Origin of the sequence: Saccharicrinis fermentans DSM 9555 = JCM 21142 (genome assembly GCF_000517085.1) — a bacterium.
In the GTDB taxonomy this organism is placed as follows: Bacteria; Bacteroidota; Bacteroidia; order Bacteroidales; family Marinilabiliaceae; genus Saccharicrinis; species Saccharicrinis fermentans.
The window spans coordinates 4,144,131-4,168,951 of the sequence record NZ_KI912107.1; the positions used below are offsets into that span (position 1 = coordinate 4,144,131).

Consider the following 24,821-nt stretch of genomic DNA (forward strand, 5'->3'; position numbering starts at 1 on the left):
GGTATTACCTCCGTGGCTCTATATAAAATATAATACAATTCTTTATTTAGCTGAATCAATAGCCGCGGAGATTGATTCAAAAATTTCTTCAACACTTCCCACCCCTTGTATTGACTGATACACCTTTTTCTTTTTGTAAAAATCAATAACAGGTTTTGTTTGTGTTTCGTAAACGGAAATTCTTTTCTCGATGGTTTCCAAATTATCATCAGAACGTCCTGACGTTTCTCCTCTTTTGAGCAAACGTTCAATCAGCTCCTCCTTAGGAACTTCAAGATTAACCATTACAGACACTCCTGTTTTATATTCGGCCAACAACTGATCTAGAGCAGCGGCTTGAGCTTCCGTGCGAGGAAAACCATCAAAAATAACACCATTCGTATTAGCTAAGGACTCAATTTTGTTGTCAATCATTCCAATGATCGTCTCATCAGGAACCAACTCTCCCTTGTCGATAAAACTTTTTGCGATAGTACCCAATTGAGTATGTCCGCTAATTTCGGCCCTTAACAAATCTCCGGTTGAAATATGAGCTAAGTTATACTTTTTAATAATATTCTCGCTTTGGGTACCCTTACCCGACCCCGGAGGGCCAAAAATGACTACATTCAACATTTTAACTATATTTAATTTTATTCTACCACGGTATAGATATCCGGCAAATTTCTTCCGTAACCATCATAATCTAAACCATAACCAACTATAAAATCATTGGGAATATCCAGACCAACATAATCCACATTAATATCTGCCTTACACGCATCAGGTTTAAATAGCATACTTGCTACTTTAATATCCTTTGGCTTGTATCCATCTAACTGTTTCACAATTTTTTCAATGGTTATACCTGTATCAATAATATCCTCAAGAATAACAACAGTTCTACCTTCAATACTCTCGGTTAAACCGATCAGTTCTTTGACCGTACCAGTTGTTCCGGTTCCTTCATACGAAGACAATTTAACGAAGCTGATCTCACATGGGAAATCCACTTTTTTCATTAAATCGGCAGCAAACATAAATGACCCATTTAAGATACAAATCATTAATGGATCAGTGCCTGCCAGCTCCTTGTTCATCTTAACTGCAATTTTTTCAATTGCTTCGTCGATCTCCTGATAAGGTATAGACAGCTCAAACTCTCTGTCTAATAACTTTATACGCTTCATTAATTGGGGGAATTTTTTAATTAATGGCGCAAAAATACAAAAAAATACCGTGCGTGAGCCATTTTATTTTATAACTTATTAATTTTACGCTAGTTTAATCATTTATTACAAACATCATTCGTATGCAAGCAGTAGTTAGTATTATTATGGGTAGCACGTCCGACTTGCCCGTTATGGAAAAGGCAGCCCAGGTGCTGAACGATTTAAAAATTCCATTCGAAATCAATGCTTTATCGGCACACAGAACCCCAGAGGCGGTAGAAAAATTTGCCAAAGGAGCAGAAGAACGAGGAATAAAAGTAATCATTGCTGCTGCTGGTATGGCCGCTCACCTCCCTGGTGTGATTGCTTCCATGACCAAACTGCCAATCATTGGTGTTCCCATCAAGGCTTCACTGGATGGACTGGATGCTTTATTGGCAATTGTTCAGATGCCTCCCGGAATCCCTGTGGCCACAGTAGGAATTAATGGCGCACAAAATGCGGGTATCTTAGCTGCCCAGATGATTTCACTGGGAGATAAGGCATTGGCTGCCAGAGTAGCAGACTTTAAGGATAAACTAAAGGTGAAAATTGAAAAAGCCAATAAAGAATTAAGCGAAGTAAAATATGAATTTAAAACCAATTAGTAATTTCACATTGGCTTTTTAATTTTTTTTACCGAAAACTTGTCAACGTATTATAAATAAGGTAACTTATGGGGTAAAATCTTTAGTTACCTTTTATGATGAGTCCAAACCAGTTTTTAATTTGGATTGCCCTCATGCTATTCGCTCAGGTAACAAGAGGGCAATCGGCATATTTAAACTCCCCTTCAGCCATGGGAAAAGGAGGTACAGGGGTATCTACTTTTGATAGCTGGGCTAGCCTATCCAACCCCGCAGGAACATCCAAACATTCACAAACAGGAGCATCGGCATCCTATTACCTTCCGTATTTCATAAATGAACTTAGCGCCAAAAATGCCCTCATTCTACTTCCTTTTAAATGGGGTGTACTATCCACACATTTCCAACAATTTGGCAATTCATCATATCAGGAAAATAGCATTGGCATAGCCTATTCCAAATCCCTCACGCCAAAACTACACGCTGCTTTTCAATTTAACATACAAAACAACCGACTATCACAAAGCGGATCAGGGCATCAGTTCTTCTCCAATATGGGTTTGATCTATGAAGCAAGCGAGCATATACGGGTAGGCGTTGCAATCGTCAACCCGGAACAATCTACCATAACGATTCAAGACAATACCACAGCACTACCTTCGCTATTTGTGTTGGGATTTAACTGGGGACCATCCTCCAACTTTGATATCTCTTGCGAACTGGAAAAGCAAGACGATTACAAAAGTCTTTTCAAATTAGGTTTTCAATATGAAATAATTGAAACAGTATGGTTAAGAACCGGCGTCTTTGGCAAACCATGGAACTACACATTGGGATTAGGACTTCATATTTTTGATTTTCAACTGGATATAGGAATGACCAACCATAACATCCTTGGCCTTTCATCCTGCATTGGAATTACTTATTTATTGAAACAAAAACCATGAAACAAAAACTCCTCACATTCATTTTGTTACTCTTCATTATTAATTTACATGCCCAAACGCCACGAGATCCAAGCCAGGTGATTGAAGAAATATTGGAATCGATCAGCGAAAAGGACATCAACCTGAACGATCAGTCGCAGCTATTTGATGAGCTCATAGAGCTCTACGAGAGACCTATCAACATCAACACCATGAAAACATCTGATTTGGAGAAACTCATATTTCTCTCAGATCTACAAATTCAGCGCATCAAAGACTATGTGCAAAAGATGGGGCCTGTACACTCAAAATTTCAATTGCAAGCCATTCCTGGCCTCACCAGAACCGACATAGAAAGATTAATGATGTTTGTGAAAATGGAGCCGCAATACACCATACAAACACCTTATAGATATATCAATGGACAGCTCATCCTGCGAAACCAATTCGATGTGGAAAAAGCAAGAGGATACACAATAGACACCACAGCAACTCACTATGAAGGCAACAGACATCACAGCTATGCAAAAATGCAACTTCAGTACGGCGATCACTGGTCAGCCGGGGCTGTATTGGATAAGGATCCGGGAGAAAGCTTATTCCCGATGGATTTTATCTCGGCTTATGCCATGCGTAAAAGCGACCAACTCATAAAGACTCTGATTATTGGCGATTACCATGCAAACTTTGGTCAAGGTCTGGCTTTATGGACCGGCACAAGCATGGGAAAAACAAGCGAAGCACTCGGTGTACGCAAAAGGAGTAACGGCTTCAACAAATACGCCTCATCCAATGAATATGCCTTTTTTAGAGGAGTGGCCACCACCCTCGCCTACAAGAACATGGAACTTTCGTTGTTTGGTTCTCACAAAAACAGAGATGCAGATATAAAAATAAACGAAGACTCCTCCCTACATATTGTTGAATCCATGCCCACAACAGGTTATCATCGTACACCAAACGAAATCAACAAAAAAAACAAACTAGGCCAATCCACCTTTGGCGCAAATTTAGAATACCAATACAAAAAGTTCTCCTTATCCATGGGTGGCTTCTCTCAACGCTATGATGCGGACTCTATTGCTGTAAAGCAACTATATCAACTTACGGCACATGAAAAAACAGAAACTTCACACTATTGGGTAAGCTATCACTACGCCTTTAACAAAGCACTCTCCTTTGGCGAACTAGCCATGGATGACAATGGAGACATAGCCCTTACAAACGGTTTACTACTCCGACCGGTCGATAATGTTTCTCTGGCATTATCATATCGATATTTCTCCAATAAATATTATTCACCATGGACAAATGCTATATCCGAAAACTCCCTTCCTGCCGGAGAATCGGGTTTTTACATGGGCATAAAAGCACTGCCCTTGTCCAAAACACAACTATTGGCCTATGTGGACATATTCAAAACCAATTGCCCAAAATATAATATAGATGGACCTTTCAACGGATATGACGTTTCCTTTCAAGCGGATTATGAATTTAGCCAACACTTTAAACTATACGTACGTTACCGCGAAAAAGAAAAATCAAAAAATAGTACAAGCCAAGACTTACCAGACTACACAACCACAACCAGCAACACGAGAAAAATAAGGTTACACACAGACTTTGAAGTAGATGCCAATTGGACTTTACAAATGCGTATAGAAAAATCTTTTTACAAGGAAACAAATGAGGGTAGCTCAGAAGGCATTCTAGCATATAGTGGTATCAAATACACACAAAACAAGATGTCCTGCTGGCTACGTTACAGCGTATTCGACACAGACAATTACAACACCCGTTTGTATGCCTATGAAAACGACCTGCTTTACAACTTCTACACGCCGGCATTTCAAGGAGAAGGATCCAGGTTTTACGGCATGGTAAGCTATCAGCTGGCCAAGAAGATTAAATTATGGATAAAAGCCGGGCGAACCCGTTACTACGACCGAGATGAAATTGGTTCTGGTCTGCAAACCATACCTGGTCAATCACGCACTAACATCCGCATGCAAATCCAGATAAAGCTTTAAACAAAGCGAGTCACGCACAATTGAACACAACACAGACATTAATTACCCACTTCCGACAAAAATTTCACCCTCACTAAGCGTATATTCTCTTCAGAATACTCATCCTCACCCAGTTCTTCAAGAGCACTAGCTATATCATCAGTTTCAGCATCCTCCTTAAAATAATAGAAGATATCATCCCTACGATCCTCATCCATCACCTGATCGATATAATAATCGATATTCACACGCGTTCCTGAATACACGATGGACTCTATTTCAGAAATTAACTCGTTCATATCCAGACCACGTGATTCAGCAATATCGTCTAAGGGAATCATACGGTCAATACTTTGAATAACGGCGATTTTATTTTTCGACTTATTAGCCACTGATTTTACGACCATATCAATAGGACGCTCAATTTCATTTTCCTCCACATGCTTTTTAATCAGCTCCACAAAATCTTTCCCGAAACGATGCGCTTTACCCGAACCTACCCCCGGAATATTCATCATCTCTTCTAAGGAGATAGGATAATGAATGGCCATTGCTTCTAATGAAGGATCCTGAAAAATAACAAACGGAGGTAAATTTTTCTTTTTAGAGATTTTTTTTCTCAAATCTTTCAGCATACTAAAGAGCTGTGGATCTACGGCAGCAGTTCCTCCTCCACTACTCTCTTCCACATCTTCGGTATCAAAGTCATGCTCTTGGGTGATCATAAATGACCGAGGCTTATTGATAAATTCTTTCCCCTCCTCACTCACCTTTAAGATACCATAATTCTCAATTTCTTTAACCAGGAGGCCAGCTACCAATAGCTGACGCACAACTGCCTTCCAATATTTACCGTCCTTATCCTTTCCTACACCAAACATCTCATGCTCATGATGTTTGTACGACTTAATAGCAGAATTAGCTTCCCCCGTTAGAAAGGCCACCATATATTCAGCTTTAAAGCGCTCTTTCAGCTCAAGAACTGCTCTTAACATGGTTAGCACATTGTCTTTTCCTTCACTTTGCTCTTTGGGGTGACAGCAATTGTCACAAGTATCACAATTCTCTTCGTTATACTTCTCTCCAAAATAGTGAAGTAAGATCTTACGTCGACAAATAGAAGACTCTGCATACGAAACGGTTTCGAATAAAAGCTGCTTACCAATTTCCTGTTCTGCGATGGGTTTGCCTTGCATAAACTTCTCCAGCTTTTGAATATCTTTGTAGCTATAAAAAGTAATACATTTTCCTTCCCCACCATCTCTACCGGCACGACCAGTCTCCTGATAATACCCCTCTAAACTCTTAGGGATATCATAGTGAATCACCAATCTCACATCCGGTTTATCTATACCCATACCAAAAGCAATGGTAGCCACAATCACATCCGTTTCTTCCATCAGAAAAGCATCCTGATTACCGGCACGCTTAGTAGCATCCATACCCGCATGATAAGCCCTGGCCTTAATGCCATTAACTACCAACGTTTCGGCCAGTTCTTCCACTTTCTTACGGCTTAAACAATATATGATGGCAGACTTACCTACGTTCTCTTTTAATATTTTTATAATTTGCTTTGTAGCGTGTTTTTTAGAGCGAACCTCATAATAAAGATTAGGACGATTAAATGATGATTTAAACACCATAGAACCCACCATTCCCAAACTTTTTTGGATATCACTTTGCACTTTGGGAGTAGCAGTAGCTGTTAATGCAATTAAAGGCTTACTTCCAATCTCTTCAATGATAGGTCTTATTCTACGGTACTCAGGTCTAAAGTCATGTCCCCATTCCGAAATACAGTGCGCCTCATCAACCGCATAAAACGAAATTTCCACCTGTTTCAGAAACTCAATATTTTCGTCTTTAGTAAGCGACTCAGGTGCCACGTAAAGCAGTTTGGTTTTCCCGGACATCATATCCTCTTTTACCTTGGTAACAGCTGCCTTGGTAAGAGAAGAATTAAGAAAATGCGCAATACCATCATCCTCACTAATATTTCGGATAGCATCTACCTGATTCTTCATTAAAGCAATTAGGGGAGAAATAATTATTGCCGTACCGGGTAATATTAAAGCAGGAAGTTGATAACACAACGATTTACCTCCTCCTGTTGGCATTAAAACAAACGTATCATTCCCTTTTAGAACATTCTCTATAACCTCTTCCTGGTTTCCTTTAAAGGTATCAAAACCAAAATGCTTCTTTAAATGGACGCCAAGATCGACCTTTTTTCCCATAACAAAATTTCATTATCCTCTCAATACCGCTAAACGAAATAGCGCTAAAAAAGTTTCTTATTCCAAACAAACACTTTAAACAAAAATACTTTTTCTTGGAGAAACTTTGTCCTTTTATTGAAAAAAATATGATTAACAAAAGTATGATTTCAATAAACCGAGTACACTAAGCATTGATTATCAGGGTTATTTAAAAATATCGACTCTAAAAAAAGTCTTCATTTCTATTTATTGTCATTATGAAATTACTGTGTTATCTTCGCAAACATTAAGTAATAATAATGTTTACATTATAAAAAACTGTTTATTTCAATCCCAATGGCAGAATCAGGAAATGAAGAAATGACTTTTTTGCAACACTTGGAGGAGCTAAGATGGCATCTGGTTAGGTCCTTTGCATCTATTGTAGTGGTGGCGATACTGGCATTTCTCTATAAGGATATATTGTTTGATGTGATCATATTCGGTCCCAGCAATCCGGGCTTCTTCACCAATCACCTATTGGCACAGATAGCCGACAAATTCAATATGCCTGCACTGAGAATCAATCAGGAAACCATTAAGTTTCAGAATATTTTAATGGCAGGACAATTTACCATGCACCTAAAAGTATCCTTTATAGCAGGTATCGTTGTTGCCTTCCCTTATATATTTTGGGAATTTTGGCGTTTTATAAAACCCGCTTTGTATCAACAAGAAATCAAACACTCCAGGGGTGCCATTTTTTTTGCTTCCATTCTATTTTCCGTTGGCATACTATTCGCCTATTATATTATATGTCCCCTATCGGTTCATTTTTTGGCCACTTACCATGTGAGCGATAAGGTAGAAAACATACTGAACCTCGGCTCATACATTTCTACCATAACCTCAATTGTACTAGCGGGCGGACTCATATTTGAATTACCTATATTAATATATTTCTTGGCTAAAATCGGCATAGTATCTGCTGAAACATTAAAAAAATACAGACGTCACTCTATTGTTGTGAGTCTTTTGCTAGCAGCCATTATAACTCCTCCTGATATGATTAGTCAGGTATTGGTATGCGTACCTTTGATATTTTTATACGAAGGCGGCATATTAATTGCTAAGAATGTTGAACGCAAAAGAACGAAAGAAGAAGCTGAGCGAAGTTAAGAACTTAAAAATACAATGATGGCAGAAGAAAATTTGGTATTACATACCGACAAGCTGGTAAAAAGATATAAAAACAGAACCGTTGTTAAAGGTGTTTCTGTACGAGTAGAGCAAGGCGAAATTGTTGGATTATTAGGTCCTAACGGAGCAGGCAAGACCACCACCTTTTATATGACTGTTGGTCTGGTAACGCCCAACGAAGGTGACATATACCTGAACGACACAGTAATCACCAAGGAACCCGTTTACAAGAGGGCACAACGTGGCATCGGCTATTTGGCACAGGAAGCATCGGTATTTCGAAAGATGAGCATTGAAGACAACATCAAAGCAGTACTGGAGATGACCAAATTTTCGAAACAATACCAAAAAGAACGATTAGAAGAATTATTAAACGAATTTGGTCTTGGACACATTCGCAAGAGTCTGGGCATTCAATTATCGGGTGGTGAGAGGCGTCGGTGTGAGATCGCTCGAGCACTGGCCATCAACCCCAAGTTTATTTTGCTAGATGAACCATTTGCGGGCGTTGACCCTATCGCAGTTCAAGACATCCAGGAAATTGTTGCCAAGCTAAAATACAAAAACATTGGCATTTTAATCACCGATCACAATGTACATGAAACACTTTCGATCACAGATAGAGCCTACTTACTTTTTGAAGGCAATATATTAAAGGCTGGAACTGCCGAAGAATTAGCAGAAGATCCGGAGGTTCGCAGGCTATATCTGGGCAACGACTTTGAGTTAAAGCGCAGAACATTCAATGTAGGCAATTGATTTTTAGACAAAAGGAAATTATTTTTATTTTTTTCATGTTTTTATTTGCAAATTAGATTAAAAACGACTTATCTTTGCATCGCAAAAAAATAACGCGGATGTGGCGTAATTGGTAGCCGCGCTAGACTTAGGATCTAGTGCCGAGAGGCGTGGGGGTTCGAGTCCCTTCATCCGCACCAATTCAGAAAATACAGAAACCGTCTCACTTACGATGTAAATCGGTAGTAAGACGGTTTTTTTAAATTAAGAAAATTGATAACGACCTAACATTAGGTCAAACAGTAATCATACAAAAAGTTCACTAATAATAGTTTAGCTGATGAACATCTCAAAAGAAAACATTGATGATTTAAATGCAGTACTAAAGCTTACTGTAGAGAAAGACGATTACGAGAGCCGCGTTGACGAGGTACTAAAAGATTATCGTAAAAAAGCCAACATGCCTGGTTTCCGCCCTGGAAAAGTTCCTTTTGGCATGATTAAAAAGATGTACGGTAAACATGTGTTGGCCGAACAAGTGAACAAAATTGTTTCTGACGAAATTTCAAAATATCTATTTGAGAGCAAATTGAATATTTTGGGAGAACCACTTCCTAGTGAAACACAGGAAACCATTGATTTTGAAACACAAGAAAACTTTCAATTTAACTTTGATGTGGCCATCGCACCAGCATTCGAAATTAAATTATCCAAAAGAGAAAAGCTTCCATACTATACCATCGAGGTTACAGATGAGATGCTTGATCAGCAAGTAAAACAAGCGACCAGTCGTTTTGGCACATCCGAAAGTGCTGAAGAGGCCACTGAAGAGTCTATGATCAAGGGCGATTTAGTACAGTTAGATCAGGAAGCCAAGGTTTTAGAAGGTGGTATCACTGCAGAAGACACGGTGATTTCAGCTGTCTCCATAAAAGACGAAGAAACAAAAGCCAAATTAATTGGAGCCAAGGCAGGTGAAGTAATTATTATTTCGCCTAAAAAAGCCTTCGAAGATGCATCGCAAATTTCATATATGTTAAAGGTCTCTGCTGAAGAAGCCGAACAAATAGATGGTGATTTCCAATTTACAGTAAAAGAAATCACAAATTATGTGGAAGCTGAATTAAACCAGGAATTATTCGATCAAGTATTAGGCAAAGACGTAGCTACCAACGAAGAAGAATTTGTAGCTAAAATAAAAGAAGATCTTGAAAAAACTTTGGCCTTTGAAAGCGAGTACAAATTCTCTGTAGATGCCAAAGAAAAGTTGATGAAGAAAGTAAAAATAGATTTACCTGAAGCTTTTCTGAAACGTTGGATCTTAACAATCAATCACGACAAAGAAGAGATCACTCCTGAATCACTTGAAAAAGACATGCCTAAATATTTAGATGATTTAAGATGGCAGTTGATCAAGAATGAGATTCTGAAAGTGAACGAAATAAAAATAGAAGAAGCAGATGTATTGGAAGTGGCCAAAAAATCTGCAAAAATGCAGTTCATGCAATACGGCTTATCAAATATTCCGGAAGAGCACCTGGAGAATTATGCAAAAGACATCATGAACCAGGAAGAACAACGTAGAAATATGTCAGAGACAGCTGCGCAAGATAAGGTTTTAGCCTTCATTAAAGAGTCGGTTAAAATTGAAGAGAAAACAGTAAACCGGGAAGAATTCAACAAGCTTTTCGAAAATAACTAAAAAATAGGACGGACACAGCAAAGTCCTCCCCACAAAACGAAAGCCGTAGTATTCTGCTGATCAACAAAATACAAAGCCTTAAATTGCAATATGCATTTAAGGCTTTGTTCATTTGCAATAAGACATTATTTTTTTTTAATTTAGCTATCTAATATATTTTACAAAAAGAAAAAAATAATACCATGATAGATCCAAAAGATTTTCAAAAATATGCCACCAAACACATTGGCATAAACAGTCTTGCATTAGACAAGTACACTTCTGTAAGCAGTGGCTATATTTCGCCCACCATCATTGAAGAGCGTCAGTTAAACGTTGCCTCAATGGATGTATTTTCAAGGTTAATGATGGACCGAATTATTTTTATGGGATTACCTGTAGATGATACTGTGGCCAACATTATTCAAGCTCAGTTATTGTATCTTGAATCAGCCGATCCTCAAAAAGACATTTCAATTTATTTTAACTCCCCCGGGGGCTCAGTGTATGCAGGGTTAGGTATCTATGATACCATGCAATATATTTCGTCGGATGTAGCAACCATATGTACCGGCATGGCCGCTTCTATGGCCGCTGTTTTGTTAACAGCCGGCACAAAAGGGAAACGTTCAGCACTTACTCATTCGCGTGTTATGATACACCAACCCATGGGTGGCGCACAAGGACAAGCTTCAGATATAGAAATAACAGCCAGAGAGATTCAAAAACTCAAAAAAGAATTATACACCATTATTGCCGATCATTCCGGAAATACCTTCAAAAAGGTAGAGAAAGACTCCGATCGTGATTATTGGATGACGGCCCAAGAAGCCAAAGAGTATGGAATGATCGACGAAGTGTTGACCAGAGATAAAAAGTAAGATAAAAAACAAGTAACAACCATGCGGCACACCATGCAGCATCATTGTTATATTTTCAAAGGGTAATTTATGGATAAGTGTTCGTTTTGTGGAAGAGAGAGAAAGGATACTAACCTGCTGATAGCAGGGGTTTCTGGTCATATATGCGACAGCTGTATAGAACAGGCACATGGTATTTTGGAGGAAGAATTTAAGAAAAAAGGTGGTTTCAATGTGGACGAAATTACTCTGCTAAAGCCAACCGAGATTAAGAACTTCCTGGATCTATATATTATTGGTCAGGATGAGGCAAAAAAATATTTGTCAGTGGCGGTTTACAATCACTACAAAAGGTTGCAACAACGCAAGACCAAGGATGACATTGAGATTGAAAAATCCAACATTATACTGGTAGGAGAAACAGGTACTGGTAAAACTCTTTTGGCCCGTACAATTGCTCGGATGCTTCATGTTCCTTTTACAATTGTTGATGCAACTGTATTAACAGAGGCTGGTTATGTAGGTGAAGATATAGAAAGCATCTTAACACGCCTCTTACAAGCGGCCGATTACAATGTGGAAGCTGCGGAAAAAGGCATCGTATTTATCGATGAAATAGATAAGATTGCCCGTAAAGGTGATAACCCAAGTATTACTCGTGATGTGTCAGGCGAAGGTGTGCAACAAGGTCTTTTGAAGCTATTGGAAGGTTCTATTGTCAATGTTCCACCACAAGGAGGACGTAAGCACCCGGAACAAAAAATGATTCCCGTAGACACCAAAAATATCCTATTTGTATGCGGAGGAGCCTTTGACGGTATTGAACGTAAAATAGGACAGCGTTTAAATACAAAAGTAGTTGGCTATACGGCCAGCAAGGCAAAAGACAAAGTTGACCAAAAAAATCTGTTGCAATATGTGGCACCCCAGGATTTAAAATCATTTGGATTGATTCCTGAAATCATCGGCCGCTTGCCTGTATTAACATATTTGAACCCATTAGATCGCGATATCTTAAGAAGAATTCTGCAGGAGCCTAAGAACTCAATTATCAAACAATATGAAAAGCTTTTTGGTATTGATGACATTACCTTGACTTTTACCGATGATGTATTGGATTATATTGTGGATAAGGCTGTGGAATTTAAGTTGGGAGCACGTGGCTTACGTTCGATATGCGAAACCATTATGATGGACATGATGTTTGAAGCTCCTTCTAACAAAGAGAAAGAACTCGTAATTACCGTTGAGTATGCCAAAGCTAAAATTGACAAAGAAAGCCTGGCACGCCTGAAGGCTAGCTAATAACAAACAAAATACAATAGAAGCCCCTCTACTATCTTTTTAGCAGAGGGGCTTTTAAGTTGGCAAGTTAAGAAGTTAAGGGTTTGATGATACATTAGAAAATCAGAACACTAATCAAAGCAATATTTTATTTCTTCAGGCAATAGAGGTGTTGCCCCACTATTCGTACAAACAAAAGCTGAAACATCCACTGCTTTTTGATGCAAAACGGCTAAAGGCTGTTTATACAGCAATCCCATCACCATACTAGCAGTAAATGAATCACCAGCTCCAATAGTATCTGCCACCTTCACCCGGGGTGTAGCAATAAAAGAATTTGTATCTTTAGCTACCAACAAACTTCCTTCTGCCCCCTTTGTTAAAGCCAAAAGAGTTAAATCAAATTTTTCCACAAGCAATTGACACAGTTCTTCCTCTGTGCCATTCATTCCAAATAACTCTTTAAAAAGAACGATTTCTTCTTCATTAATTTTAAAAACATCGGCAAACTCCAAAGACTTACTTATCAGCTCTTTGGAATAATACCCCTGTCGCAAATTGATATCAAACACCTTTAGGCACGATGCAGGAACCATCTCCAATGCTTTCCAAATAGCGATGCGCGACACATGGTTACGTTGGGCCAGAGAACCAAAACAAATAGCATCTGCTTTCTCCAAGTACACTTTGGCCACATCAGTCAGCTCTAGATGATCCCATGCGACATCTTCATAGATGGTATATTTAGGAATACCATTACTCAATTCAACACCAACTGTGCCCGTAGGCTTATCTGCTATATAAAGTCCATTAATCAGATTTTCACTTTCTATGATTCTGCTTATTTCATTTCCCATATCATCATTTCCAACGGCACTTACGGTCACTCCTTCTGCTCCTAATTGCATGGCATGATGCGCAAAATTAGCCGGAGCTCCACCCAAAACTTTTCCCACAGGCAATAAATCCCAAAGTATTTCGCCAATACCAATAACTATATGTTTCTTCATATTTAATGTTTTTCTTTTTATTTTTAATGAATCAATCCTACACTCTCTTCATCATCTGACTGCATGCCTAAGTTGCATCAAGACAAGACACATCTTTACAGGACTTCAACTTATCAAACAAATACGATGATTTTTCTGAGGGACTTTTCCTTTCTCCCTTAGAGAGTATCTTTACTACTTAAACCGGGAAGAGACATACACATTACCCTTTTGTTTGTATGCTACTCCTTATGTTTTGGGTATCTGAATCAGGGTAAACACAAAGGCGAATACACTCAACATCAAGAACAATCCAAAGGAAAAGCCACCACCCAAATTCTCTAACACAAATGGAAAAAACTGTACCACCAACAATGTGCAAGACCAACAAATAAGGGTAGAAAAAAACATTGTTAACTCTCTTAACTTAGTCGGGTAAATATCAGATATGATCATCCACACCACGGATGCAAAAAACAAAGCAAAAAAGGCAACATAAACAAGCATCGCAACAAACACACCAATACCAGTACCTTCATCTACACAAAAGGCGCTGGTAACATAGCTTAAACTCGCCATCATACCCCCTTCTCCCCAGAGTAATAATTGCCTACTACCTACCTTATCAATTAACCAAACACCCCCTAAGGAGCACACCAAATAGATTACCCCCAAGAAGATAGATTGCAACAAGGCAGTATCACCTCCAACACCCACTTTGGCAAAAATAGTTGGTGCATAAAAAATCATAGCATGAATACCTGAAACCTGATGAAATACGGTCAACAATGATCCAACCACCATAAATCTGGTCATATTTCCTTTAAACAAACCGACGAAAGACGCATGTTCTCTTTCTATAGGCACAGAACAATACATTTTCTGAATGACACTTACTTTTCTCGCCTCTCCTGCGCCATGGATCGGCCTTTTCATTACCATCCCTTTCCCCACCTCCTTTACCTCTAAGCTTCGTATTGATGCAGATAAACCAATAACAGACAATAAGAAAAATGGGATAGCAAAAATCAAGGGACTATACAACATATATCTCCAAGCATCTTGCATATCAACCACTGCATAGTTAATAACATAGGCTATTAATATACCAATCACAATTCCTACATGGTGAATAGCACCAACGAAACTCCGAATAGAAGCAGGCATCAATTGATACAAATAAGTAGGCACAACAAACGAAACAGCGCCTAGAGCCATCCCACCGATTATACGAGCCGTTATTAAATGCCATATGGTTTGTGCGGCACCACTACCCAATGCCGAAACAGCAAAAAATATAGCAGCAAACAACAGTACGACCTCTTTACGCAAACTTTCACCCAGCCCCCACGCTATTAGTACACCAAGCAAGCATCCTACCATTATAGAACTCACCACGAGGCCAAGTTCCATATTATCCAACACAAAAATATCTCTTACAAAAGACACTGCTCCCGACACTCCTGCCATGTTCATTCCCATGAGTAAACTTCCCAATAAAAAAATACCCACAAGCCGATATAGATTCCATTTGATTCTCATGCCTTCCTCATTAATACTTCACCTTTCTTATGAAGGACAACAGATAAACAGCCCCACCAAGCATCACAACGATTGCCCCTATCTGCGAAGACATTGCATCTGACACCAGACCCATAAATAATGGAAAAATCGTACCTCCAAATAATCCCATGATCATTAAACCCGATATTTCATTTTTCTTTTCAGGCTTATGAAACAGTGCCTGAGAAAACACAATCGAGAAAACATTTGAATTACCATAACCAATCAGTCCCACACACATATAAATAAACCATTGGTTAAAGGCAAAAATAAGTCCCAAAATACCCATGGTAAGCATTACTACACTGATAATAAAAAACTTTTTAGCCGAAAATTTTACCAAAATAAAACTTCCAGTTAAAGCGCCTACCGTCCGAAACAAAAAGTAAACACTGGTTGCATACCCTGCCGCAGACAAGTCCATTCCCAAACGTTCTATTAAAACCTTAGGAGCGGTAACATTTGTTCCAACATCAATACCCACATGACATACAATACCAAGAAAAGAAAGGAAGACAAAACCATTCCCCAGTAAAGAAAAACATTGGCCAAAGGTTGAAGGTTTACCAAGTACTTTTTCTTCCTCTATTTTAGTTAAGCTGAGCCATATGGCTGCCGCTATTGCCACGATCATAAAAACAGGAAATAGAATTTTCCAGTCATCACATTGAAAAGCGGCCCATGCGGCAATGATTGGGGCAATAAAACTAGCAATTGCTTTCACAAACTGGCCAAAAGTCATGGTACTGGCTAAGCGATCGCCACGAATTAAATTAGACACCAATGGATTAATAGAAACCTGCATCAGGGCATTTCCAATACCCAACAATGCAAAGGAAACCAACATCATAGTATAATTATAAGCAACCATAGGAATCAACAAGGATAAAGTGGTCACAAGCAGACTAATTACCAAGGTCTTTCTACGCCCTATTCGGTCCATCAACATCCCTGTGGGGACTGAAAAAATCAAAAACCAAAAGAAGACCATGGAAGGCAACAAGTTAGCCACGCTATCTGACAGCTGAAAATCCGCCTTCACATAATTAGTAGCAATCCCCACCAAATCCACAAAACCCATCGCAAAAAATGCCAACATCACCGGAGCTAACATTGCATAATTCAATTTATTATTCGTCATATCCATATCTTAAATATTATTTTCCATTTTAAGGTGCAGCAAGCTTAAAAAGCGCATGCTAAACAGCCATTTACCTTACCCAAGTCTTTCTGATAGGTATATAAGAAGCCTCCACAAGTTGTGCCCTATCATCCGACGACAATTCGATACAATTCCAGTTATCATTAGGAAAAACCAGATTAGTCATTTGGAATTCACCATCATTTACAAATATTTCAAATCCATTTTCGTCCCAATACATTTCTACCTTAATTACTGTAGAATCCGCAAATGCGTAATTTCCTATGATAGGTTGAGCAAAGTCCTCACTAAAATCTCTTTTTCCAGCCTTTGTTCTATCGAACTCCACCTTACCATCGGGCACATGAAGTATCAATGAAGCCTCTTCATTATTTGCATTTTTCATAGTTAAACGGATAGTCTTACTATCCATAGCATTCATTTTCAACACACTCATCCATGCACCACCCCTTACTTTGGATTCAAATATTTCAGTAGATTGCTGTGTTATATCTATGCCTGCGACTTGTTGAGCTTGCTCATGCTTTAAAACCGCCTCTATTTCTTCAACAGGTTCTGCAGCAATTAGATACATACTATCTTTATAGAGCAACTTTACGGTTCGGGGCATGGTCATTCCGCTACGCCATTTTTGCGTAGGTACAACAGTCGCATATTGCCAATTACTCATCCACCCCATAAAAATTCGTCTTCCATCTTCTTTGGGTATATCGCTCCAGGTAACACCTGCATAATTATCCTTACCCCAATCTAACCAAACTGGATCGGAGGAGGGATTTTCATTGATAAATTCAGACCCATTGAAATCACCAATAAAGTACTGGGTGGCAGAGCCTCCATTGGGACCTCCCGGATTTATACTCACAAACAGCACCCATTTCTCTACGCCATCCGGTCCTTTCATCTTAAATAAATCGGGACACTCCCAAACACCACCATGTGCCCCCACACCGAAACCAAAATCGGACTCATGTACCCATGATTTTAAATTTGCAGATGAATAAAATGAAATATGATCCTTTACTGCTAAAGTCATGATCCATTTCTGGCCTTCCTCATACCAACAAACTTTCGGATCTCTAAAGTCTTGAATTCCTGGATTATTTAATACCGGATTTTCTTCGTACATTTTCCATGTACGTCCTTTATCGAGGCTATACGCCATTCCTTGCGTTTGGAAATCTATCTTTCCAGCCTTTTGTCCCGGACTGAAATGATACGTAAAAACGGCGATCAGAGGAGGGTTTTCATGGTTTCCTAAACCAGAGGTATTTTTCCAATCCACCACTGCACTTCCTGAGAATATCCAACCAAGAGAGTCTGGATAAATAGCAATGGGAAGATGCTCCCAGTGGGTTAGATCAGTACTTATGGCATGCCCCCAGTGCATTGGTCCCCAAACCGTTGAATCAGGATAATATTGATAAAACAAATGATATTCACCATCATAAAAAACCATACCATTAGGATCATTCATCCACATCGAATCTGGGGTAAAGTGATATTGTGGACGATATGGCTCAGTGTAGTAAGCAGATACCTGTTGCGCACTATCCTGTTTATGTGTAGACACACAGCTAGTTACCATTGCACCTATAAAAGTTAACAAGGTAAATATTCGGATATAAAATTGATTATTCATTACAAATATTTTTAGTTATTGTCATTCTTATAATTCGGTTAACTTACCGTTCATAAGTTTAATCTTTCCACCCTCAGAGAAAAACTGAATGCGATTAAATTTATAGGAAATTGGGAATTGCTGGGTCATACATAAAAAACCATCTTCCACATATAACTCCACCGATGATTTTGTAATGATTAACTTGACATCCATTTTCGATCCATCGATGATGTAAGGTGAAAAATATAATTTATCACCGCTACTTTCCTGCCTATTATTTCCTCCAATAGAAATAAAGAAATACCGTTTCATATTTTGGTAACCAACAGTAAGCTCATCTCCTTTTTCGTTCGTTAATATGATTCCATAGGCCTCGGCAAAATCAAGGTATTTACGGTTATTGACCTCATAATTTAAATCCAGCATTACGGGTAAACGAAAATGCCCATCAAAATCTTCTTTTTCGAAGATCTCCCTGCTATCCATCAAAATAGTTTTGCTATTTTTGGGAGGTACCACTAAAGACTTAGCAGCTAAATAGTAATTATTATATCTCTTCTTTAATACAATATTTCTAGGAGAAGTATAGACTGTTTCTCCATCTGTCATACATCCTATAAAAGCTGTGGTTTCAGCATGGGAATCATAAACATACGCACCAACACCTGCATAAGTATCGGTTCCGCCATCCAACCACAGCCCCTTTTTTTTAAAGGGCATAAATGTATACCCATCAAAGTCTCCCACAAAATAACGGGTTCCTTTTCGAGCATTGGGAGCTCCCTGGTCACCAGCAATAAATAAGACCCACTTCCTTTCTCCTGATTCTTCCACATTCACAGGTAAAAATTCAATATGACTCCATTCTCCCATTTCTTCATATACATCACCAAACTCACCTAGATAAATCCAGTTAAGCAAATCCTCTGAGCCATAAAATTGCACCTGATAACCAGCAACAATAAGCATAACCCATCGTTGAGATTCTTCATGCCAAACAACCTTTGGATCAACCACAGGGTAAAAGCCATGATTGATAACAAGCGGATTCTTAGAATAGTCATTCCAGCTTTTCCCTTCATCGGTACTATAAACAACAGAAACCTGCTGCCCCTTACCACTTTGATTATCAGCATATATACCCACTAAAGGAGAATGCCCCTCACCTAATCCACTGGTATTGTTATAGTCAACCACAACAGATCCAGCGCCCATATGTTGAAGTGGGCCAGCATTTATCAACCGTGGGAATTGCTTCCACTTTAACAAATCCGCACTTTTTGAATGGCCCCAACATGCCATTCCATCGGCATTTTCACATTGATAAAACAAATGATACTCATTCTTATAATATAGCAACTCAGTTGCCAACCCCAATTGAAGGCTATCCCCTACCGAAAAGTGATCATCCCCACAATCATGCTCAGCCGTTTTACGTGAAGAACACGCAACAGCCAGCCCCAAAAACACCAGAACTACATACTGAAACCATCTCATAAACCGTAATTTAATTATCCCTTAAAAAAATCATGGAGAGTTACATTAAATCTCTCCATGATAAACTACGCACTACTCAAATATTAGTAACCTACATTTTGCTCATAAAGACCTTTAGTAAAATCAATTTCTCTTTGAGGAATTGGATAATACTCATCCCTTCCAGCTGTAAACTGAGCCTCCTTTAAGAAATCTCTTCTTGTTTTTTCTTTAGCCAGATAGGCATTCAATGTTGGTTCGGCGATACCCCATCTAACAAGATCGAAGAACCGGGGGCTTTCCAAGGCAAACTCCAATCTTCTCTCCCACTGCAGGGCTTTACGCGCATTCTCTTGGGTCCATGGTAGATTAACACCATCATAGGCACCAATCATATAATTAGATGGGGATGTACCATCCGCCAATTTAGTCCGAGCAGTACTATTGGCAGCTCTTTCTCTCACCTTATTAATCAAAGGCATAGCCTTATCATGCTCACCTAACTCAATATATGCCTCGGCTTGCATTAACAATACATCAGCATAACGGATGATATCGATATTTTTTGACGTTCCAATAAAAGAGCCTTCCTTTTTATAGCAAGAACAGTCAGCAGCCTGTTGTTCTTTCATACTCTGAAAGAATCCATATACACCAGGATCGCGCACCCAGCTGTTATTAAATATATAGGCTTCTTCATTTCGATATTTATATGGATGACCGTCAATACCAACGGAGTGATCAATACGAGGATCAACAGTAACCCCTGTTGGCGTAATATCGGCAGCACTTAACTCTACTTCATTAAAAGTATCAAACTTAGGAAGTCCATTAACATCCGTTGCAAAAGCGTTCACCAGATTTTGGCTAGGCGCATGAAATCCACAACATCCGAACTGAGTTGCGCCATGCGGATAATTCAATCCAGTAACAAAACTTAAACGTCCTACGGCGGTACCGTCACTGATGGAGAATTGAACAGCAAAAATAGATTCTGGACCATTATCAAAACCATCTAAGAAATTCTCTCCAAAATCCGGCTGAAGGCTGTACTTTCCAGAACCGATAACCTCTTGCGTTAAACGGACAACTTCTTGCAGTTTATCTGTATTGATATCAATAACCTGGTTCTGTTCATCCTGCTCATATGCCTGATATAGTCTCACCTTAGCCAAGTAAGCAGCTGCGGCATAATAATTTGCTCTACCCACCTGATCCTGGGTTTCAGGTAAGTTATCCACGCCATACTGGAAATCCTCGGCTATTTTATCCCATAGCTGATCATTGGTAAGTTCTCTATTAGAAATAGTAAGAATCTCTTCTTTGGTCAAGCCTTCCTTTATGTAGGGAATATATTTAAACATAACTTTCAACATAAAATAAGCATGTCCACGAATAAAACGGGCCTCACCAATTCTTACTTTTCGCAACTCATAGTCGTCATCACTCAATTGATTCAGCGCGACGAGAGCAGAGTTTGCTCTGGATATTACGGTATAAAAGTTCTCCCAGGTATAGGGATGCATCCAATTCTGATCAGCTTGTGTTAGGTTATATTGTTCATAAAAGTTTATATCGGCAACATCACCAACGCCACCCCCTCCTTTATAGGCATCATCAGAACGAACACTACCATATACCCACATACTGGTCATAGGGCCAATCATATCATCATTTCCCACAGCTGCATAAGCTGCAGTAACAAGTCCATCCGCACTTTCGGCTGTAGGTGCGCCTGCGGTAACAGCACCTTGAGGATCTACCTCCAGAAAATCAGTACACGAAATAGCAGAAACAACTGCCAACATGCAACATGCAATATATATAAATTTGGATTTCATAATTCTAGCTTTAATAATTTTATAATGTAACATTTACGCCAAACGATATTGAACTTGGAATTGGAATGGTATTAACATCTAATCTTTCCGGATCAGGACCTTTGAATTCTTTTGAACTAATCCAAAAAAGGTTATCGGCCATACAGTAGACTCTCAGTTTTTCAAGTTTAATCTTATCTGTAAACGATTTATTAAAAGTATAACCCAGTTGTACATTTCTTAACTTGAAGTATGAAGCATTAATATTGTAATAATCAGAGACTCTGGTTTCATTATTATTATCTGACAAACTCAATGCGGGAATTGAGGAGTCCATATTTTGTGGTGTCCATGCATCAAAGACGCCCGGCCCAACGTTATCTCTTCCTCTAACGAAATCATTAAAATAGACATAAGGATCATAGCCTGTTTTACCGGCAACACCAGAACCAAAGATTGAGCAATCGAAGTTTTTATATTCCACATCTATTTTTAAGCTATACTCTAATTTTGGCAAGGTAGTCCCCAAGAAATCCTGATCAAGCGCATCAATTTTATTATCTCCATTTAAATCTTTATAACGAATACGCCCAATCCCTTTCCCTGGCTGGTCTGCATGCTCATCTACCTCCTGCTGAGTTTTGAAGATACCATCGGTTCTATACCCAAAGATTGACAATTGAGAATGACCGACAATAGATTTCTCAGCATTTCCAGGGTAGGCTGTTCTCACCTCTTCAGGAAGCTCAGTAATTTTATCTTTAAACTGGCTACCACTGAGCGTTACTGTATAAGAAAGATCATTTTCTTTAGCCTTATAATAGCTCAAAGCCAATTCCCATCCTTTATTTTCTTTTGTTGCACCATTGAGCCATTGCATCTGCCCTTCACCAACGGCGGAAGCCACCGGAGGCTGAATTAAAATATCGCTTGTAGTACGGGTAAAATAATCAAAGGACCCCACAATTTTACTATCCCACAATCCAAAATCGAGTCCAAGGTTAAGCTCCTCTGTGGTTTCCCATTTTACACCGGCATTGGCGGCTTGCACAGAAACAAAACCAGAAGATAAATTTCCTGAATTAGAACCAGCAAGATCATAGGCAGAACCGATATTCCAGTATCGGTCAAAGAAATCATCATGCCCAATACCAGACACTTGAAAAGCTGTAGATCCGTAACGAGGCTCAAACAGTCCCAGACTGGCAAAATCTCCAATATCCTGGTTACCTACTTTCCCCCAGCCGGCTCTCACTTTCAAGTTAGAAACCACATCTATGTCTTCCATAAATCGCTCCTCAGTAATTCTCCAGCCGAAGGTTGCTGCTGGAAAATAACCATACCTATTATCCTCTCCAAACTTAGATGATCCATCACGACGGAGCGTAAAAGAAGCCAGGTATTTATCAAAGAAAGTATAATCAATTTTACCAAACTGAGAGAATAAGGTACTAGTGGTGGCATTTCCAAAACTATTTCCATTTGTAGTACCTGCATCCAACACAAAATAATCTTCCGTCTGCACTGAAAATCCTTCTTTATAAGCTGTTATCGCATTAAAATCATCTTTTACCGATTCAACGCCCAACAGAAACTTAAAGCTATGATAATTCACATCCAGTTTATAATTCAGCGTATTAGACCATGTAACGCTGGTAAAATCACTTTGCATCTGGGTCATATTATTAACCGCACGAGCAATAAAACCTTCTGTAAATGCCGGTTCAATATCTTTATCTTTAATCATTGAGAAATCAAGACCTACATTTGTTTTAAATTTCAGATCCTTCGCCAACTCTAATTCAGCAAATATATTTCCAAACAAATAAGAACGTTTGGTATTATCCCATCTATTAATATACTGCATATGTAGTGGGTTGTTACGGTCAGAATAACCAGAACCCAAGGGGCCTGCAAATTCCCCTGTATTAGTATACACCGGGATAGTTGGCGCCAAGGTAACCGCCAGACCGGGAGTTGGTGCAGAACCTAAGTCAGGCGTTTCTAAAGTTTCATTGGAAGTCACAAAAGTAGTATTGATACCCACCTTAACCTTCTCATCAAACATACTTGTATGCGCGTTTAAACGTGATGTAATACGGTCATAATCGGTATATTTCAAGATACCTGTATTTTTGATATAACCAAGATTCAAAAGAACAGAGGACTTCTTATCTCCGCCTGAGATGGTAAGGTCATTGTTGATCACATACCCTGGCTCGTACATTACATCCTGCCAGTCTGTATCCCCTACCGGAACATTGGTATCTCCACCCACATAGGGCTGAACAGAAACACTATTTAAAACAGGGTTATTATAATCTCCATTCCAATCGAAATTATAAATCTCACCATATCCACTGACTGGATCAACACCATCGTTAACAGACGCTTGCCACAAAGCGCGCCCTCTGTCTTCAGCATTTAACATATCAAAACGTTGACGTTTTTCACTTTGAATAGACACATTGGAATTAAACTGCACTTTTACCCTCCCCTCATTATCCGATCCGTTTTTAGTTGTCACAATCACAACACCGTTAGAGGCACGGGATCCATAGATCGATGATGCAGATGCGTCCTTCAATACCTGAACTGAGACAATAGAGCCGGGACTGATACCTTGAAAAACTTCTGGTCGTTTAGTTGGAACGCCATCAATAATATATAAGGGGTTGTTATCCCCTAAGGTATTTACCCCTCGTATAAGGATACGGCTATTGGTACCTGATGGCGAACCAGACTTTTCAATGTAAAGTCCAGGCACTCTACCCTGCAAAGCCTGCATCGGATTACCAGAGCTTAGACTTACATTTTCAATGGATTTCATTTTGACTACCTCCACAGCACCTGTCAAGTCGGCCTTACGCATGGAAGAATAACCGGTCACTACTACTTGTTCGAGGTCTAATGTCTGATCTCTCAATGTAATATTTAATGCAGTCATATTAGCACTTACATCTATCACCTGACTATTCATACCAATAAAAGAGAATGTCACCGTTGATCCAACCGGAGCTTTTAGTAAAAAATTTCCTTCTATATCGGTAATCGTCCCGGTGGTACTACCTGTAACAACGACAGTCACCCCTGGCAAAGGGTTTCCGGTTTGATCGACGACGGTACCCGTAACATTTATTAATTCCTGCCCAAAAATTATCTGAGGAATTAACATTAGCATCATGAATGCTAAAATCAGCTTTCTACAATTTTTGCTAAAGACACTGTTTTTTTTCATAATAAATAGATTTAGAATACTTACCTAGTAATGGGCGATCAAGATATTCAATCACCACTTTTTAATAATCTTTAACACAAACTTAAGGTAGTGAACATCTATGCGATATCACAGAAGTTACAAGGTATATCAATCAGGTTACATACCCTGATTTTACAGAGCGCATCTATCACTGACGTTACCGAGAGGTAACATAAGTGATAGGTAAAAAAACTGAGATCTTATGACATTTTTTAACAGCATCAACAAAAATTAAAAGAAAAGAATGATACG

General features: G+C 39.0%; 18 protein-coding genes and 1 tRNA gene. 9 read left to right on the top strand and 10 right to left on the bottom strand.

Annotated elements, in window-relative coordinates; genetic code table 11:
* Nucleotides 1-42: 42 nt before the first annotated feature.
* Nucleotides 43-615, bottom strand: a complete 573-nt coding sequence (locus CYTFE_RS0116900; protein ID WP_027472767.1) for an adenylate kinase — start codon at nucleotides 613-615, stop codon at nucleotides 43-45.
* A gap of 17 nt (nucleotides 616-632) precedes the next feature.
* The gene (gene hpt / locus CYTFE_RS0116905; protein WP_027472768.1) at nucleotides 633-1,169 is read right to left on the bottom strand and encodes a hypoxanthine phosphoribosyltransferase; all 537 of its coding nucleotides are present in this window, start codon (nucleotides 1,167-1,169) and stop codon (nucleotides 633-635) included.
* 122 nt (nucleotides 1,170-1,291) lie between these two features.
* Between hpt and purE the strand changes: the two genes are divergently transcribed.
* The 3 genes from purE to CYTFE_RS0116920 all read left to right on the top strand — a co-directional run bounded on the left by purE (nucleotide 1,292) and on the right by CYTFE_RS0116920 (nucleotide 4,733).
* Nucleotides 1,292-1,798 carry a 5-(carboxyamino)imidazole ribonucleotide mutase gene (gene purE, locus CYTFE_RS0116910; RefSeq protein WP_027472769.1) on the top strand — a complete coding sequence of 169 codons (507 nt, stop codon included), beginning with the start codon at nucleotides 1,292-1,294 and terminating at the stop codon, nucleotides 1,796-1,798.
* A gap of 95 nt (nucleotides 1,799-1,893) precedes the next feature.
* Entirely contained in the window at nucleotides 1,894-2,724 is an 831-nt protein-coding gene (locus CYTFE_RS0116915; RefSeq protein WP_044262868.1) for a hypothetical protein, read from the top strand.
* Nucleotides 2,721-4,733: a ComEA family DNA-binding protein gene (locus CYTFE_RS0116920; protein WP_027472771.1), complete on the top strand. Its 2,013-nt coding sequence runs from the start codon at nucleotides 2,721-2,723 to the stop codon at nucleotides 4,731-4,733. The genes CYTFE_RS0116915 and CYTFE_RS0116920 overlap by 4 nt, the downstream gene beginning before the upstream one ends.
* 38 nt (nucleotides 4,734-4,771) lie before the next feature.
* On the opposite strand, the gene recQ is transcribed toward CYTFE_RS0116920, so the two are convergent.
* A complete protein-coding gene (gene recQ / locus CYTFE_RS0116925) occupies nucleotides 4,772-6,952 on the bottom strand; it encodes a DNA helicase RecQ (protein ID WP_027472772.1) in 2,181 nt (726 codons plus the stop codon).
* Nucleotides 6,953-7,270: 318 nt separating this feature from the next.
* Between recQ and tatC the strand changes: the two genes are divergently transcribed.
* The 6 genes from tatC (at nucleotide 7,271) to clpX (ending at nucleotide 12,697) form a co-directional block, all read left to right on the top strand.
* Nucleotides 7,271-8,092, top strand: a complete 822-nt coding sequence (gene tatC, locus CYTFE_RS0116930; protein ID WP_027472773.1) for a twin-arginine translocase subunit TatC — start codon at nucleotides 7,271-7,273, stop codon at nucleotides 8,090-8,092.
* 18 nt (nucleotides 8,093-8,110) lie between these two features.
* Entirely contained in the window at nucleotides 8,111-8,872 is a 762-nt protein-coding gene (lptB, locus tag CYTFE_RS0116935; RefSeq protein WP_027472774.1) for an LPS export ABC transporter ATP-binding protein, read from the top strand.
* A 94-nt stretch (nucleotides 8,873-8,966) separates the two neighbouring features.
* Nucleotides 8,967-9,051, top strand: a tRNA-Leu gene (locus tag CYTFE_RS0116940).
* Between the two features lie 140 nt (nucleotides 9,052-9,191).
* Nucleotides 9,192-10,553 (top strand): trigger factor, encoded by a 1,362-nt coding sequence (gene tig, locus CYTFE_RS0116945; protein ID WP_027472775.1) that lies wholly within the window; start codon nucleotides 9,192-9,194, stop codon nucleotides 10,551-10,553.
* 182 nt (nucleotides 10,554-10,735) lie between these two features.
* A complete protein-coding gene (clpP, locus tag CYTFE_RS0116950) occupies nucleotides 10,736-11,413 on the top strand; it encodes an ATP-dependent Clp endopeptidase proteolytic subunit ClpP (protein WP_027472776.1) in 678 nt (225 codons plus the stop codon).
* A gap of 69 nt (nucleotides 11,414-11,482) precedes the next feature.
* Nucleotides 11,483-12,697 (top strand): ATP-dependent Clp protease ATP-binding subunit ClpX, encoded by a 1,215-nt coding sequence (clpX, locus tag CYTFE_RS0116955; protein WP_027472777.1) that lies wholly within the window; start codon nucleotides 11,483-11,485, stop codon nucleotides 12,695-12,697.
* A gap of 110 nt (nucleotides 12,698-12,807) precedes the next feature.
* On the opposite strand, the gene CYTFE_RS0116960 is transcribed toward clpX, so the two are convergent.
* The 7 genes from CYTFE_RS0116960 to CYTFE_RS0116990 form a co-directional block, all read right to left on the bottom strand.
* Entirely contained in the window at nucleotides 12,808-13,686 is an 879-nt protein-coding gene (locus tag CYTFE_RS0116960; protein WP_027472778.1) for a carbohydrate kinase family protein, read from the bottom strand.
* A 228-nt stretch (nucleotides 13,687-13,914) separates the two neighbouring features.
* Entirely contained in the window at nucleotides 13,915-15,207 is a 1,293-nt protein-coding gene (locus CYTFE_RS26970; protein ID WP_044212546.1) for an MFS transporter, read from the bottom strand.
* A gap of 10 nt (nucleotides 15,208-15,217) precedes the next feature.
* On the bottom strand, nucleotides 15,218-16,375 hold the full coding sequence (locus CYTFE_RS0116970) for an MFS transporter (protein ID WP_244880337.1): 1,158 nt from the start codon (nucleotides 16,373-16,375) through the stop codon (nucleotides 15,218-15,220).
* 64 nt (nucleotides 16,376-16,439) lie between these two features.
* Nucleotides 16,440-18,032, bottom strand: coding sequence for a glycoside hydrolase family 32 protein (locus CYTFE_RS26975; RefSeq protein ID WP_044262871.1), 1,593 nt, complete (start codon nucleotides 18,030-18,032; stop codon nucleotides 16,440-16,442).
* Nucleotides 18,033-18,059: 27 nt separating this feature from the next.
* Nucleotides 18,060-19,511 (bottom strand): glycoside hydrolase family 32 protein, encoded by a 1,452-nt coding sequence (locus tag CYTFE_RS0116980; protein WP_027472780.1) that lies wholly within the window; start codon nucleotides 19,509-19,511, stop codon nucleotides 18,060-18,062.
* Between the two features lie 83 nt (nucleotides 19,512-19,594).
* Nucleotides 19,595-21,331: a RagB/SusD family nutrient uptake outer membrane protein gene (locus CYTFE_RS0116985; RefSeq protein WP_027472781.1), complete on the bottom strand. Its 1,737-nt coding sequence runs from the start codon at nucleotides 21,329-21,331 to the stop codon at nucleotides 19,595-19,597.
* A 19-nt stretch (nucleotides 21,332-21,350) separates the two neighbouring features.
* Nucleotides 21,351-24,548 (bottom strand): SusC/RagA family TonB-linked outer membrane protein, encoded by a 3,198-nt coding sequence (locus CYTFE_RS0116990; protein WP_211238188.1) that lies wholly within the window; start codon nucleotides 24,546-24,548, stop codon nucleotides 21,351-21,353.
* Nucleotides 24,549-24,821: the final 273 nt, after the last annotated feature.